Origin of the sequence: Rhizobium sp. NLR10b, from assembly GCF_019685435.1 — a bacterium.
In the GTDB taxonomy this organism is placed as follows: Bacteria; Pseudomonadota; Alphaproteobacteria; order Rhizobiales; family Rhizobiaceae; genus Rhizobium.
The window spans coordinates 284,838-298,122 of record NZ_JABDWV010000001.1 but is presented as its reverse complement, the minus strand read 5'-3'; the positions used below and the strand labels follow the sequence as shown (position 1 = coordinate 298,122).

Sequence of the window (13,285 nt, the reverse complement as noted above, 5' to 3'; positions counted from 1 at the left end):
CGACAGAGTGATCGCGGCGCGTGCAGCCGGTCCGCCGGTTCCGCGCCTTGCGATTAAAGACGTTTGAACCGCTGCGATTTCGACAGCGCGCTTACATCTTTTTTCCACGTGCCGTTTAGAGAGTGCGGAACATCACCAAGGCGTCGACATAGCCCTCGGTCGGATGAAGGAAGACGCCGGGCAGCCGGCCGACGATGTCGAAGCCGAGCGATTGCCACAGCGCGACGGCGCGGCGATTGCTGCTGACGACGAAGTTGAACTGCATGGCCCGAAAACCCCGCAAGCGGGCATGCTGCAGCGAATGTTCATGCATGCGGCGGGCGACGCCGCGGCCTCTTGCGGCGGGATCGGTCATGTAGCCGCAATTGCAGACGTGGCGCCCGCCGCCCGCCTGATTGGCCTTGATGTAATAGGTGCCGAGGATAATGCCATCCTCTTCCGCGACGAAGGTCTCGCGGTCCGCTCCCATCCAGTAGGCGAGCGCATCGACTTCGGAAAGATCGCGATCGAGCGCATAGGTCTCGCCGGCGCGGATCGTCGGGCCGATGATCCGCCAGATCGCGCTTCGGTCGTCGTCGTTTGCGAGTCGGATCAGCATGCCGGGTTTTTATCGAAGGAGATCGCGGCACGCAACGTTCCGCGCGTTTCATAGCGCGGCCGGTTATATCGTGCCGGTTACGATGCGCCCTGCCGGGAGCGAACAGCGCGCTGTCTTCACAAAGCTCCAGGGGCGAATAAGGCGCAAACGTCAGCAACCAGGATCAAACACCCCTTCAGAGCCCATGGCAGAACAGGCGTACCGGCAGTCCATCCGCAGGAGGTTTATCATGAACGCCAAGGCCCTTTCCGCCCCTTGCGCGGGCAATGATGGCGCGCAGCATTGCAAGCATGAACATTATACAAGGCATTCTGCCTTTAGCGCGCCCGGCCGCCATTCTGCGCTCCTCGACATACTGCCGTCCGATCCGGCCGGCGTTGCCCACACGGCGCAGGCTTTGCTGATCTACGAGCACGCCGCAGAACCATTCTACGGTTACAAGGTTCCCGAAGCGCGCCGCGGCGAAAGCCACGTCCGGCCGTTGGAGAAGATGCTCGATGCGTTGCTGGTGCTCGACGACCGTCCGCTCTCCGTCGCCCGGCCGCCCCAGAAGCGTCTGGTCGGAATCTGCCGCCATTACATGTTGCTGTCCGTCGCAATCCTTCGGCAGCACGGAATTCCCGCCCGTGGCCGCGGAGGCTTCGCCACTTACTTCAATCCGGGCAAGTTCGAGGATCATTGGGTATGTGAGTATTGGAAAGCGGCTGATGGGCGCTGGGCCCTGCTGGACAGCCAGCTCGACGGGGGTTTCATCCGCAATCTCGGAATTCGTTTCGACATCCATGACGTTCCGCGCGCCCAATTCCTGACCGCTTCCGAGGCCTGGCGCAGATGCCGCAGCGGAGAACTCGATCCAAATCTGTTCGGCATCGAGTTTGAGCAGCTTCGTGGTCTGTGGTTCATCGCCGGTAACCTGATCCGAGATCTCGCCACTCTCAACGGTCGCGAAATCCTGCCTTGGGACGTTTGGGGAGCGCAACCCGCGTTAAACGCGACGCTTTCGCATTCCGAACTGGATTTCTTTGACGAGGTCGCTTTGATTACGGCCGATCCAGATGCAGATTTCGATGCGTTGAGCCGGCGTTTTTCCGAGGATCCTAAACTACGGCTCCCGCACACGGTCTTCAACTCATTGCGACGGCGTCAGGAAAGCGTGCTCGAGGGCTGAAGCGCTGCAAGATTGCCCACGCTTTCAGACTGAAAGGACCTGCTTTCCCACTGCCCATGACCCATGCGCGCAACCGGAATCCATCTCCCGTGATAGGATTTCGCGTCTGAAATGATGTGCCGCGGCAACGGAGCACCTTCAGCTGGAGATGCGGCGCCTCTCGATATCAAGCGTCGGTTTTGCGCTCAAACCCTCTCGAGCGCGATCGCAATCCCCTGCCCGACACCGATGCACATGGTCGACAGTGAATACCGTCCGCCGGTTTCGGCAAGCTCCAGCGCCGCCGTGCCGGTGATCCGGGCGCCCGACATGCCGAGCGGATGGCCGAGCGCGATCGCGCCGCCATTGCGGTTCACCCGTTGATCGTCATCGACAATGCCGAGTTCGCGTAGCACCGCCAACCCCTGGCTAGCAAAGGCCTCGTTGAGTTCGATGACGTCGAACTGCTCCTGGATCAGGCCGAGCCGCGCCATCAGCTTGCGCGAGGCCGGGATCGGCCCTATGCCCATCACCCGTGGCGGAACGGCGGCAGATGCGCCGCCGAGGACGCGGGCAATCGGCGTCAGGCCGTATTTTCGCGCCGCCGCTCCCGAGGCGACGATCAGCGCCGCCGCTCCGTCATTGACACCGGAGGCATTGCCCGCCGTCACCGTGCCGCCTTCCTTCTTGAATGGCGTGCCAAGTTTCGCCAGAGCCTCGATCGTCGTCGCGCGCGGATGCTCGTCCTTGTCGACGATGACGGGCTCGCCCTTGCGCTGCGGGATGGTGACCGGGATGATCTCCTTCGCCAGCCGTCCGCTCGCCTGTGCTGCCGCCGCCTTCGTCTGGCTGCGTAGCGCGAAGGCATCCTGGTCCTCACGGCTGACATGGTAGTCCTCGGCGACATTCTCACCGGTCTCTGGCATGGAATCGACGCCGTACTGCTTCTTCATCATCGGGTTGACGAAACGCCAGCCGATCGTCGTGTCGTGGATTTCGGCGGCCCGGGAAAAGGCCGTCTCGGCCTTCGGCATAACGAAGGGCGCGCGCGACATGCTTTCGACGCCGCCCGCGATCATCAGCTCCGCCTCGCGAGCGCGGATGGCGCGCGCCGCAGTGATCACCGCATCCATGCCGGAGCCGCAAAGCCGGTTGATCGTCGTGCCCGGCACCGCGACCGGCAGGCCGGCGAGCAGCGCCGACATGCGCGCGACATTGCGGTTGTCCTCGCCCGCCTGGTTGGCGCAGCCGAAGATCACGTCGTCGACGGCTTCCCAGTCGACGCTGCCGTTGCGCGCCATCAGCGCTTTCAGCGGGATGGCGCCGAGATCGTCGGCCCGCACCCCAGAAAGCGCGCCGGCGAAGCGGCCGATCGGCGTCCTGATATAGTCGCAGATGAAGGCTTCGGTCATGGCGTTTCCTTTAGAGTTTCGGGACGACGAGATCGGCCACCGGCCCCTCGAGATGGAGGGCCGCGCCGGTCATCGCCTGCAATTCCTCCAGCGACATGGCGGCAAGCTTCTCGCGCAGGACGAAACGGCCGTCGACGATGTCGATGACGGCATGGCTGGTATAGACGCGGGTGATGCAGGCCACACCCGTCAGCGGAAAGCTGCATTTCTCCACCAGCTTCGGCTCGCCTGTCTTGGTGACGTGCTCGGTGATGACGCAGACCTGCTTGGCGCCATGCACCAGGTCCATGGCGCCGCCGACCGCCGGCACGCCCTTGCTGCCGACCCGCCAGTTGGCGAGATCGCCGTTCTCCGCCACCTGGTAGGCGCCGAGGATCGCGACATCGAGATGACCGCCGCGCACCATGGCGAAGCTGTCGGCATGGTGGAAGAAGGCGGCTCCCGGCTTCAGCGTCACCGCCTTCTTGCCGGCATTGATCAGATCCCAGTCCTCTTCGCCTTCGGCTGGCGGCTCGCCAAAATTGAGGATGCCGTTTTCGGTGTGGAAGATCGCCTGGCGGCCGGGCGGCTGATAGCGGGCGACCATTTCGGGAAAGCCGATGCCGAGATTGACATAGGCGCCGTCGGCAATGTCCTGGGCGACGCGCCAGGCGATCTGCGCATTGGAAAGTTTGATGTCGTCCCTGATATCGACGGTCATGCGTAGGCCACTCCGGCTCGGATGAGCTCTTCTTCCTGCTGGGGATGGGGGACGGCGACGAGACGGTCGACGAAGATTCCGGGGGTCACCACATGCTCGGGATCGATGCCGCCGGCCGGCACGATCGAGGAGACCTGGGCAATCGTCCTGGCCGCCGCCATGCACATCAGCGGATTAAAATTGCGGCCGGCCTTGTTGTAGGTGAGGTTGCCGTGGACGTCGCCGACCTGAGCCTTGACGATCGCAAAATCGGCCTTCAGCCAGCGCTCCTGCACATAGTGGCGGCCGTCGAATTCGGCGATGACCTTGCCCTCGGCCAGTTCGGTGCCGTAGCCGGTCGGGGTGTAGAAGGCCGGAATGCCGGCGCCGCCGGCGCGGATGCGCTCGGCCAGCGTTCCCTGGGGCACCAGTTCGAGCTCAATCTCGCCGGCCAGATATTTGTCGGTGAAGGCGCGCGGATCCGAGGAGCGCGGGAAGGAGCAGATCATTTTCCGGACCAGGCCGGCATCGATCATTGCGGCGATGCCGATGCGGCCGTTGCCGGCATTGTTGTTGATCACAGTCAAGTTTTTCGGGCCCTTGTCGATCAGGGCATGGATCAGCTCGATCGGTGCGCCGGAGCCGCCGAAACCGCCGATCATGACGGTGGCGCCGTCGCCGATCTCGGAGACGGCCTGCGCCGTGCTCGCGATTGTCTTGTCCATGGGGATCTCCTCAGCCCGTTCTTGTCATCAGAAATAGAATGCAGCAGGAGCAGCGGCAAGATATTTTGTGCGTTATTTGACTTTTGTTCGTATATCGCACACAATGCTGGATAAGTGGAGAAGCGAATTCATGCGCGAAACCGATTTCGTCAGCGGCTTTGCCCGCGGCTTGAAAGTCATCGAAGCCTTCGGCGAGACGCGCCCGCGGCTGTCGATCGCCGAAGCCGCGAAGCTGACCGGGCTCGACCGCGCCACCGTGCGCCGCTCGCTGTTGACGCTCGCCGAGCTCGGTTATGCCGATTACGATGGCAAGTTCTTCACGCTAACGCCGAAGATATTGCGGCTCGGCCATGCCTATCTGGCGGCGACACCGCTGCCGGCGCTGTTGCAGCCGCATCTCGATCATCTCTCGGAACAGGCCGGCCAGAGCGCCTCGGCCTCGGTGCTCGACGGCACCGAGATCGTCTATATCGCCCGCGCCGCGCAGCGCCGGGTCATGTCGATCAATCTCACCCCCGGCAGCCGCCTGCCCGCCTATTGCGCCTCGATGGGCCGGGTGCTGCTGGCAGCCCTTTCCGAAAACGAGGCGCGCGCCATCCTCGCCCGCAGCGAGCTCAAACAAAACACGCCAAAGACCAGGACCGACCCGGAAGAACTGATCGAAGAATTCCGCCGGGTGCGCGCCGAGGGCTACGCCATCATCGACCAGGAGCTGGAAATCGGCCTCTGCTCGATCGCCGTCCCAATCGAAAACGACCGCGGCGAAACGATCGCGGCGATCAATATCGGCGCGCCGGCCGCCCTCGTCCCGGCCGCCGAGATGAAAGCGCGCTATCTCGAACTGCTGAAGGAAACGCAGGCCGCCTTGCGGCCGCTGCTGCGCCGGTGAAGAAGAGCCTGAAGGCGGCGCGGCCCCAGTTAAAACCGGGGCCACGTGCAATCGGTCAATGCGTCAGCTCGAGCGCGGCTGTGAGGTCGCCCAGCGGCGGCTGGCCGTTGGCGCGCAGCGCCGTGTCGCGGGCGGCAGATCGTAGCGCGCGGTGATCAGACGGATGATCGAGGTCGTATCGCACTGGGTGTGATCGACCGTGCCAGCCTTGGCGAAGGGCGAGATGACGAAGGCCGTAATGCGGTTGCCCGGGCCCCCAGCGGTCGGCTTTCGGCGGCGCGACGTGATCCCAGAAACCGCCATTCTCGTCATCGGTGACGATGACCAGCATATGGCTCCATTGCGGGCTCTTCTCGAGATGCGAGACGATATCGGCAAGATAAGATGCTGGTCGCCGCTCGAAACATCGGCATGGCCGCCATGTTCGTTGAGGTTGCCCTGCGGCTTGTAGAAGGAGACGGCCGGCAGCTTGCCGTCGTCGATATCTTTCAGGAAGGCCTCGCCGGCCAGGCCGCCATCCTTCAGATGTTCGGCACGCGCCGGGGTGCCCGGGGGCGAAATTGGCGAAATAGTTGAAGGGCTGGTGGTGGAACTGAAAGTTCGGCACCGGCGTGACGTTCTTGCCGTCAAGGGCCGCCTGCCAGGCGCCGCTTTACCAGGCCCCAGCTGACGCCCTTCAGCGACAGGAGATCGCCGATGGTGGTTTCATGTTGCGGCGGCAGGGTCGTTGCCGCATTGGGATCGGCATAGGCTGGATCGCCGTCCTTGGCAGCGCCGAGGCCTTCGCCCGGGCCGAGACGCTGACCGCACTCGGCCGCAAACTTTTCTCGGATCCATCGCTGTCGGCCTCCGGGCTGCAGGCCTGCGCCTCCTGCCATGACCCGGCGCATGCTTTCGGCCCGGCATCGGCAGCGCCGGTCGAATTGGGCGGCGAGCATATGGACCGGCCGGGCCTGCGCGCCGTTCCGACGCTGCGCTACCTGCAGGCCGTGCCCGCCTTCACCGAGCATTATTACGATTCCGAGGACGAGGGTGACGAAAGCGTCGACAACGGCCCGACCGTCGGCCTGACCTGGGACGGCCGGGTCGACCGCGGCGCCGATCAGGCGAAGATCCCGCTGCCCGCCCTTCGGCCGGAAACCCGGTGATGCGCCCGCACTGACCGATCCCGAGATCGACGACATCGTCGCCTTCCTCGGGACGCTGACGGATGCCGATCTGCAGCCCGAGGCGAACGGGCACTGACGCAATCGCTGAATAGGCTGAAGGTTCTAACAATTTCCGACGTATCGGGGTCGAGTCAAGCATGGATCTCAGCACCAAATGGTGCTATTTAAGCGTCAGAACAGGGAACTGGACGATGCGATCGACTATTAACCTCGACGACGCTCTCATGCAAAAAGCCAAGGCCCTGACCGGCACAAAAGAAACTGCCGCTCTCGTCCGCCAAGCGTTGGAGACACTTGTCCGGGTGGAATCCGGAAAACGCCTCATCGCGCTCGGGGGAACCATGCCGGAGGCAGAGGCAGCCCCACGACGCCGGAGCGCCGTGGCCAAGTGATTCTGGCGGACACTTCGATTTGGATTGATCATTTCCGCCATGCCGATCCAGAGCTGCGCAAGATTATCGAGGATGATCGTCTCCTGTGCCATCCGGCTGTGATTGGCGAGTTGGCTCTTGGCAGCCTTCGCAATCGCGGCAGCGTTATCGCTTTCCTCGCGGCCCAACGCGAAGTCGCCGTCGCCACACACGACGAAGTCATGGTCATGATTGATCGCCACAACATTTTCAGCATGGGCATTGGCTATACGGATGCCCATGTGCTGGCCTCGGTCCTCCTTGATCGGCGAGCAGCCCTCTGGACCAGAGACAAGCGTCTGCAGGGAGCAGCCGGAAAGGCGGGCGTTTCACTATACACCCCGGTCGATAGGCGCAGCTAATTGCCGACACTTAGTTTCGTGCCCGCCTCTGCTTGCGTTTTGATTTTCACCGAGCGCAATCAAGGCAGCCTGCGCCTGCTGGCCAGGGATCGCGCGCGCCTAGCGCCCAAATGACTTTGACCGCGAGAGCTCGAGCTTCGTCAAATTCCAGATAAGCTGGAACCCACAAGCAAGCTTGAGACAACGCTTCTATAGCTTCCGGCGCTTTCAATTCAGCCAAAGCGGATACGACATCCTCATGTTTAAAATGAGTATCCTTGCGCAGCAATTGTTTAAGAAGATCCAGCATGACGATCCGCAATCTGGATAAGGGATTGAAGCAGCGGCTGCGCGTTCGCGCCGCGACGCATGGCCGTTCCATGGAAGATGAAGCACGCGATATTCTGCGTACGGCACTTGCGACCCCGAGCCGGCAGCGCGCAACCTGGCCGAGATCATTCGCGCCCGCCTGCAGCCCGGTCGGGGGAGTTGAACTCGAAATTCCACCCCGAGAGCCGATCCGCGACGCGCCGGACTTCGACGCGTGATCATTCTCGATACCAACGTCGTTTCGGAACTGCTCACGCCGGCGCCGACTGCGGCTGTCATCGACTCGCTGGGCGCACAACATCCCTCATCGGTATTTACGACAGCGGTCACCGAAGCGGAAATTCTATATAGCTTGCGCCTCCTCCCTCCCGGTCGGCGCCGGAGTGATCTCGAGGCGGCGGTCCTGCCGATATTCAATGAGGATCTCAGTAGCCGTGTCCTGCCATTCGATCGTGACGCGGCAGATGTCTACGCCATCATTGCCACCGATCGTCGCAAGGCCGGCAGGCCGATCAGCCAGTTTGAGCACAGATCGCGGCGATCACCATCTCGCGCGGCGCTTCACTCGCTACCCGCAATGTGTCCGATTTCGAGGGAAGTGGCTTGCAGATCATCAATCCGTGGAAGTATCGCTGAGCCCGCATCGAATGCAACTCGTATAATCCAGACCTGGTCGGCCCAACTATCCCTTGATGCATCATAATTTCCGATATACATCATTACTTCGGAAATTATGGGGACATGATGGAACGTTCGTTTTTAACGATCGCCGCCGGCGAGAATAGTGAGGCCATTCGAGCGCTTTCGGCGCCGGCGCGGATCGAGATCTTGAAGCTGCTCTGCGCCAAGGGACCGCTCAACATCAACGATATCGCCCAGACGCTTTCCCTGCCGCAATCCACCGTCGCCACCGGCATCCAGATCCTCGAGGATGCCGGGCTGGTCGATTCCAGGCTCGCCAAGGCGCGCAAGGGCAACCAGAAGATCTGCTCGGCGGTCTATAGCGAAATCCTGATCAGCTTCGAGGAAAGTGCGGCGCAGCGGGCCAACAATATCATCGAGGTCGAGATGCCGGTCGGGCTCTATACGAGCTGCGACGTGCATGCGCCCTGCGGCCTCTGCTCGACCGAAAGCGTCATCGGCCCGCTCGATGTGCCCGACTATTTCCTCGACCCACAGCGCATGCAGGCCGGGCTCGTCTGGTTCGGCAGGGGTTATGTCGAATACAAATTTCCAAACAATGCCAAGGTGTTGAACAAGGAAATCCGGGCGATCGAATTTTCGCTGGAGCTGTCGTCCGAGGTGCCGGGCACCAATCCGGACTGGCCGTCCGACGTCACGCTCTGGGTCAACGGCATGGCGATCGGCACCTGGACCTCGCCCGGCGATTACGGCGACAAGCGCGGCTCCTTCACGCCGGCCTGGTGGAAGCTCGAGGGTTCGCAATACGGGACGATGAAAACCTGGCGGATCTCGACGCGCGGCACCTTTATCGACGGTATCGCCGCATCGAACGTCACGCTCAGCGATCTGGCGCTTGGCCAGCATTCCTCGATCCGGCTGCGCGTCGGCATCGCCGAGAACGCCGGCCATACCGGCGGCGTCAATATCTTCGGCCGCGGCTTCGGCAATCACGGCCGCGATATCATCATGCGGCTGCATGTGTGAATTTATAATATCGGATATCCTGATTTAAAAATTGCATTTATTTCCTATTTCAGTAGCCGCTAAATTTAGGTAAGTTATTGTAACTTAACATATTTCATCCGGATAGGCATTAGTATGATTAAATCAGCCTCTCGGTTGACATCACCACATTCCTGATATCAAGTTAGAGGCACGAAAACAAAAATCCTGATACATAAACGGGGAGGATCCGTTGAAGACGAATGTCGTTGCCCACCGCGATTTTCGCATCGCGACCATTGACGCCAGGCTCTACAGCTCGTTTCTCGAGCATCTCGGCAGAGCGATCTACGGCGGCATCTACGAGCCCGGACATCCGACGGCCGATGAAGACGGCTTCCGCCGCGATGTGCTCGATCTGGTGCGTGAGCTCGACACGCCCTACTGCCGTTATCCCGGCGGCAATTTCGTCTCGGCCTATAATTGGGAAGACGGCGTCGGCCCGCGCTCGGAGCGGCCGGTGCGCCTCGACCTTGCCTGGCGCACCCGCGAAGCCAACCAGGTCGGCGTCAACGAATTCGTCGACTGGTGCAAGAAGGCCAATACCAAGCCGATGCTCGCCGTCAACCTCGGCTCCCGCGGCCTCGACGCCGCCCGCAATTTCCTAGAATATTGCAACCATCCCGGCGGCACCTACTGGTCGGACCTGCGCCGCAAGCACGGCTGGTCCAATCCGCACGACGTGAAACTCTGGTGCCTCGGCAATGAGATGGACGGGCCCTGGCAGGTCGGCCACAAATCGGCCTATGAATATGGCCGGCTGGCGGACGAGACGGCAAAAGCCATGCGCGGCTTCGACAAGTCGCTCGAGCTCGTCGTCTGCGGCTCGTCGAATTCCGACATGAAGACCTATCCGCAGTGGGAGGCCGAGGTTCTCGACCAGTGCTATGACAGCGCCGACTACATCTCGCTGCATATGTATTTCGCCAACCGCGAGAAGAACACGCTGAACTACCTTGCCCGGGCGACCAAGCTCGACCGCTACATCACCACGATCGGCGGCGTGATCGATTACATCAAGGCGAAGAAGCGCTCGAAGAAGACGATCGGCATTTCCTTCGACGAATGGAACGTCTGGTACCATTCCAACCAGCAGGACAAGGAGATCCTGGCCCGCGACGAGTGGCCGGACGCGCCGCATCTGCTCGAAGACGTCTATAATTTCGAGGACGTGCTGCAGGTCGGCGGCATCCTCAACACCTTCATCCGCCGCTCCGACCGGGTGCGCATCGCCTGCATCGCCCAGCTCGTCAACGTCATCGCGCCGATCATGACCGAGGACGGTGGTGCGGCCTGGCGCCAGACGATCTATTATCCCTTCTATTACGCCTCGCGATATGGCCGCGGATCGGCGCTGCAACTCGTCGTCGACGGCCCGACCTATGACAGCGACGAAGAGAACGAGGTTCCCTATCTCGATGTCTCGGCGGTGCATTCCGAGGATGGCCGGTCGCTGACCTTCTTTGCCGTCAACCGCCACCCGGATAGCGCGCTCGATCTCGACGTGCGGCTGGAGGGTTTTGGCGGCGCCCGGCTGATCGAGCAGGTGGAGATGACCCATGGCGATCTCGAAGCCGTCAACACGGCGCGGCGGCCGGAGACAGTCGTGCCCGCCAAGGTCGAGAGCGCCAAGATCGAGGACGGACGGGTACGGGCGGCGCTGAAGCCGCTGTCCTACAACGTCATCCGGCTGTCGGTGTGACAGCCGCCGCCGGGTTAAGCCCCGGCTGAAGTATCGGCTCCCTGCGAGGAGGCAGGTAGCCGGACGGATGGTTCGCCGAAGACTTAACGGCTCTGCCAAGTCACTTCTGCGAACCGACAACCGCGACATGCCCATGCGCGCCTCAGCGGCCGCCGCATCGTCGCTTACAAGGGAGGAGTTCATGCAAAAGTGGAAGAGGTTTGCATTCGGCTTCGTGCTGGCCACGCTCGGCCTGACCGGTCTGGCCATCGCCGAAGACTACACCTCCTTGCCGCGCAAGGAGACGCTCATCGTTGAAAATCCGGAAGGGACGATCAAGAATCCCGGCTGGTTCAACATCTGGGTCAATGGCGGCGGCGGGGTTTCGACCGGCCTGCAGCAGCTGACCATGGATACGCTCTGGTATATCGATCCCGAACAGGGGCTTGGCGGTGCGGCCTGGGACAATTCACTCGCCGCCGACAAGCCGCAATATAATGCCGACTTCACCGAAATGACCGTCAAACTGCGCAAGGGGCTCTACTGGAGCGACGGCGTGGAATTCACCGCCGATGACGTCGTCTATACCGTCAAGACGCAGATGGACCATCCCGGCATGGTCTGGAGTGCGGCCTTCTCGGTGCAGGTGGCAAGCGTCGAGGCGACCGATCCGCAGACCGTGGTGTTCAAGCTGAAGAAGCCGAATTCGCGCTTCCATGCGATCTTCACCGTGCGCTGGAACGGCGCCTGGATCATGCCGAAGCACGTGTTCGAGAAGGTCGAGGATCCGCTTCGCTACGATTTCGCCAATCCCGTCTCGCTCGGCGCCTACAAGCTGAAGGCCTACGATCCGCAGGGCAAATGGTACACCTGGGAGAAGCGCGACGACTGGCAGCGCACCTCGCTTGCCCGCTTCGGCGAGCCGGCCCCGAAATACGTGACCTATACCGATCCCGGCCCGCCGGATAAGCGCACGATCGCCCAGCTCGAGCACAATCTCGATATCATCCACGACAACACGCCGGAGGGCATGTTCACCCTCAAGGAGAAGTCGAAGACGATCGACACCTGGTTCCCGGGCTTCCCGTTCGCTCATCCGGATCCGACCCTGCCGGCCGTGATCTTCAACACCCAGGAAGCGCCCTTCGACAATGCCGATGTGCGCTGGGCGCTGGCCCTGCTGATCGACATCAAGGCCGTCGACATGGCGAGCTATCGCGGAGCGGCGACGCTTTCGGCACTCGGCGTGCCGCCGACAGCGGCGACGATGAAAGACTATCAGGCGCCGATGCAGGACTGGCTGAAGGATTTCGAGATCGATACCGGCAAGAGCAAGATCAAGCCCTATGACCCGACGGTCGGGCAACAGATCGCCGATATCCTGCGCAAGCAGCCGAAGTTCAAGGACCAGATCCCGACCGATCCGGAAGCGATCAGCGGTGCCTTCGGCTATGGCTGGTGGAAGCCGAACCCGAAAGCGGCCGGTGAACTGCTGGAGAAGGCCGGCTTCAAAAAGTCAGGCGGCAAGTGGCTGACGCCTGATGGTCAGCCCTTCAAGATCCGGATGACGGTCGAAGGCGACACGCGCTCCGTCTTCACCCGCGCCGGCACGCTGATCGCGCAGCAATGGGCGGCCTTCGGCATCGACGCCAAGGCCGTGCCGGCCGCCAAGCTTTGGCAGACGGCGCTGCAGCCCGGCGATTTCCAGGTGGCGATCGCCTGGAGCGTCGAAACCTGGGGCGGCGATCCCGACCTCTCCTTCTTCCTCGACAGCTGGCACTCGCAGTTCGTCGCCAAGAAGGGCGAGGTTCAGCCGCCGCGCAACTGGCAGCGCTGGTCCAATCCGGAGCTCGACAAGATCATCGAGAGCATCCGCGGCATCAGCGCCGACGATCCGAAGGGCATGGAGCTTGGCAAGGACTATCTGAAGCTGGTCGCCCGCGAAATGCCGACGATCCCGCTGATGTCCTATAACGTCTTCACCTCGATGGATACGACCTATTGGACCGGCTATCCCACCATCAAGGACCCCTATACGGATCCGGTGCCGAACTGGGCGAATTCGCGGCTGATGATGGTCAAGCTGAAGCCGGCTCAGCCGCAATAACCCTCCCAACGCCGGCGCGTAAGCCACCGCGCCGGCCCCCTTATCGGCGGGCATGTGCCCCAGCTGCCATGCTCGTCGATCCTTTCAAGAAGGGAAGCAGAGAGGAACCAC

The 13,285-nt window shown here is 62.1% G+C and carries 13 protein-coding genes and 3 pseudogenes; 10 read left to right on the top strand and 6 right to left on the bottom strand.

Annotation, left to right across the window (positions count from 1 at the left end):
- Positions 1–115: 115 nt before the first annotated feature.
- Positions 116–598 (bottom strand): GNAT family N-acetyltransferase, encoded by a 483-nt coding sequence (locus HJB91_RS01360; RefSeq protein WP_210632239.1) that lies wholly within the window; start codon positions 596–598, stop codon positions 116–118.
- Positions 599–827: 229 nt separating this feature from the next.
- Here HJB91_RS01360 and HJB91_RS01355 point away from each other — a divergent pair, with 229 nt between their 5' ends.
- The gene (locus HJB91_RS01355) at positions 828–1,766 is read left to right on the top strand and encodes a transglutaminase domain-containing protein (protein ID WP_210632238.1); all 939 of its coding nucleotides are present in this window, start codon (positions 828–830) and stop codon (positions 1,764–1,766) included.
- Between the two features lie 185 nt (positions 1,767–1,951).
- Here the strand turns inward: HJB91_RS01355 and pcaF are convergent, their stop codons facing one another.
- From pcaF to HJB91_RS01340, 3 genes are read right to left on the bottom strand one after another with little or no spacing between them, the layout of a single operon-like run.
- Positions 1,952–3,157: a 3-oxoadipyl-CoA thiolase gene (gene pcaF, locus HJB91_RS01350; RefSeq protein ID WP_221153341.1), complete on the bottom strand. Its 1,206-nt coding sequence runs from the start codon at positions 3,155–3,157 to the stop codon at positions 1,952–1,954.
- Between the two features lie 10 nt (positions 3,158–3,167).
- Entirely contained in the window at positions 3,168–3,857 is a 690-nt protein-coding gene (locus HJB91_RS01345) for a CoA transferase subunit B (protein ID WP_210632236.1), read from the bottom strand.
- Complete coding sequence (locus tag HJB91_RS01340) at positions 3,854–4,561, bottom strand: 3-oxoacid CoA-transferase subunit A (RefSeq protein ID WP_210632235.1); 708 nt, start codon at positions 4,559–4,561, stop codon at positions 3,854–3,856. The genes HJB91_RS01345 and HJB91_RS01340 overlap by 4 nt, the downstream gene beginning before the upstream one ends.
- Positions 4,562–4,691: 130 nt before the next feature.
- Here HJB91_RS01340 and HJB91_RS01335 point away from each other — a divergent pair, with 130 nt between their 5' ends.
- Positions 4,692–5,450 carry an IclR family transcriptional regulator gene (locus HJB91_RS01335; RefSeq protein WP_210632234.1) on the top strand — a complete coding sequence of 253 codons (759 nt, stop codon included), beginning with the start codon at positions 4,692–4,694 and terminating at the stop codon, positions 5,448–5,450.
- A gap of 55 nt (positions 5,451–5,505) precedes the next feature.
- On the opposite strand, the pseudogene acpA reads toward HJB91_RS01335, so the two are convergent.
- Positions 5,506–6,220, bottom strand: a pseudogene (gene acpA, locus HJB91_RS01330) (acid phosphatase); the annotation flags it as partial.
- On the opposite strand from acpA, the pseudogene HJB91_RS01325 reads away from it, so the two are divergent.
- The 3 genes and pseudogenes from HJB91_RS01325 to HJB91_RS01315 all read left to right on the top strand — a co-directional run.
- Positions 6,215–6,571: pseudogene (locus HJB91_RS01325) on the top strand (cytochrome c peroxidase); the annotation flags it as partial. The pseudogenes acpA and HJB91_RS01325 overlap by 6 nt on opposite strands.
- A gap of 239 nt (positions 6,572–6,810) precedes the next feature.
- Complete coding sequence (locus HJB91_RS01320; protein ID WP_210632655.1) at positions 6,811–7,011, top strand: type II toxin-antitoxin system VapB family antitoxin; 201 nt, start codon at positions 6,811–6,813, stop codon at positions 7,009–7,011.
- The gene (locus tag HJB91_RS01315; protein WP_221123299.1) at positions 7,008–7,391 is read left to right on the top strand and encodes a type II toxin-antitoxin system VapC family toxin; all 384 of its coding nucleotides are present in this window, start codon (positions 7,008–7,010) and stop codon (positions 7,389–7,391) included. The genes HJB91_RS01320 and HJB91_RS01315 overlap by 4 nt, the downstream gene beginning before the upstream one ends.
- Before the next feature lie 46 nt (positions 7,392–7,437).
- Here HJB91_RS01315 and HJB91_RS01310 read toward each other — a convergent pair whose 3' ends face one another.
- The gene (locus HJB91_RS01310; RefSeq protein ID WP_221123298.1) at positions 7,438–7,680 is read right to left on the bottom strand and encodes a hypothetical protein; all 243 of its coding nucleotides are present in this window, start codon (positions 7,678–7,680) and stop codon (positions 7,438–7,440) included.
- Here HJB91_RS01310 and HJB91_RS01305 point away from each other — a divergent pair.
- The 5 genes and pseudogenes from HJB91_RS01305 (at position 7,679) to HJB91_RS01285 (ending at position 13,174) form a co-directional block, all read left to right on the top strand.
- Complete coding sequence (locus HJB91_RS01305) at positions 7,679–7,918, top strand: FitA-like ribbon-helix-helix domain-containing protein (protein ID WP_221123297.1); 240 nt, start codon at positions 7,679–7,681, stop codon at positions 7,916–7,918. The two genes, HJB91_RS01310 and HJB91_RS01305, sit on opposite strands and share 2 nt — an antisense overlap.
- Positions 7,915–8,336, top strand: a pseudogene (locus HJB91_RS01300) (type II toxin-antitoxin system VapC family toxin). The gene HJB91_RS01305 and the pseudogene HJB91_RS01300 overlap by 4 nt, the downstream one beginning before the upstream one ends.
- Before the next feature lie 105 nt (positions 8,337–8,441).
- Positions 8,442–9,368, top strand: a complete 927-nt coding sequence (locus tag HJB91_RS01295; RefSeq protein WP_221153340.1) for a transcriptional regulator — start codon at positions 8,442–8,444, stop codon at positions 9,366–9,368.
- 211 nt (positions 9,369–9,579) lie between these two features.
- Entirely contained in the window at positions 9,580–11,088 is a 1,509-nt protein-coding gene (locus tag HJB91_RS01290) for an alpha-N-arabinofuranosidase (RefSeq protein WP_221123295.1), read from the top strand.
- A gap of 181 nt (positions 11,089–11,269) precedes the next feature.
- A complete protein-coding gene (locus tag HJB91_RS01285; RefSeq protein ID WP_221153339.1) occupies positions 11,270–13,174 on the top strand; it encodes an ABC transporter substrate-binding protein in 1,905 nt (634 codons plus the stop codon).
- Positions 13,175–13,285: the final 111 nt, after the last annotated feature.

Bases quoted from the DNA above. Each gene is read 5' to 3' on its own strand.
- HJB91_RS01285 (WP_221153339.1), top strand. From the start codon at position 11,270: ATGCAAAAGTGGAAGAGGTTTGCATTCGGCTTCGTGCTGGCCACGCTC.
- HJB91_RS01295 (WP_221153340.1), top strand. From the start codon at position 8,442: ATGATGGAACGTTCGTTTTTAACGATCGCCGCCGGCGAGAATAGTGAG.
- HJB91_RS01320 (WP_210632655.1), top strand. From the start codon at position 6,811: ATGCGATCGACTATTAACCTCGACGACGCTCTCATGCAAAAAGCCAAG.
- HJB91_RS01355 (WP_210632238.1), top strand. From the start codon at position 828: ATGAACGCCAAGGCCCTTTCCGCCCCTTGCGCGGGCAATGATGGCGCG.
- HJB91_RS01305 (WP_221123297.1), top strand. From the start codon at position 7,679: ATGACGATCCGCAATCTGGATAAGGGATTGAAGCAGCGGCTGCGCGTT.
- HJB91_RS01335 (WP_210632234.1), top strand. From the start codon at position 4,692: ATGCGCGAAACCGATTTCGTCAGCGGCTTTGCCCGCGGCTTGAAAGTC.
- HJB91_RS01360 (WP_210632239.1), bottom strand. From the start codon at position 598: ATGCTGATCCGACTCGCAAACGACGACGACCGAAGCGCGATCTGGCGG.
- pcaF (WP_221153341.1), bottom strand. From the start codon at position 3,157: ATGACCGAAGCCTTCATCTGCGACTATATCAGGACGCCGATCGGCCGC.
- HJB91_RS01345 (WP_210632236.1), bottom strand. From the start codon at position 3,857: ATGACCGTCGATATCAGGGACGACATCAAACTTTCCAATGCGCAGATC.
- HJB91_RS01310 (WP_221123298.1), bottom strand. From the start codon at position 7,680: ATGCTGGATCTTCTTAAACAATTGCTGCGCAAGGATACTCATTTTAAA.
- HJB91_RS01340 (WP_210632235.1), bottom strand. From the start codon at position 4,561: ATGGACAAGACAATCGCGAGCACGGCGCAGGCCGTCTCCGAGATCGGC.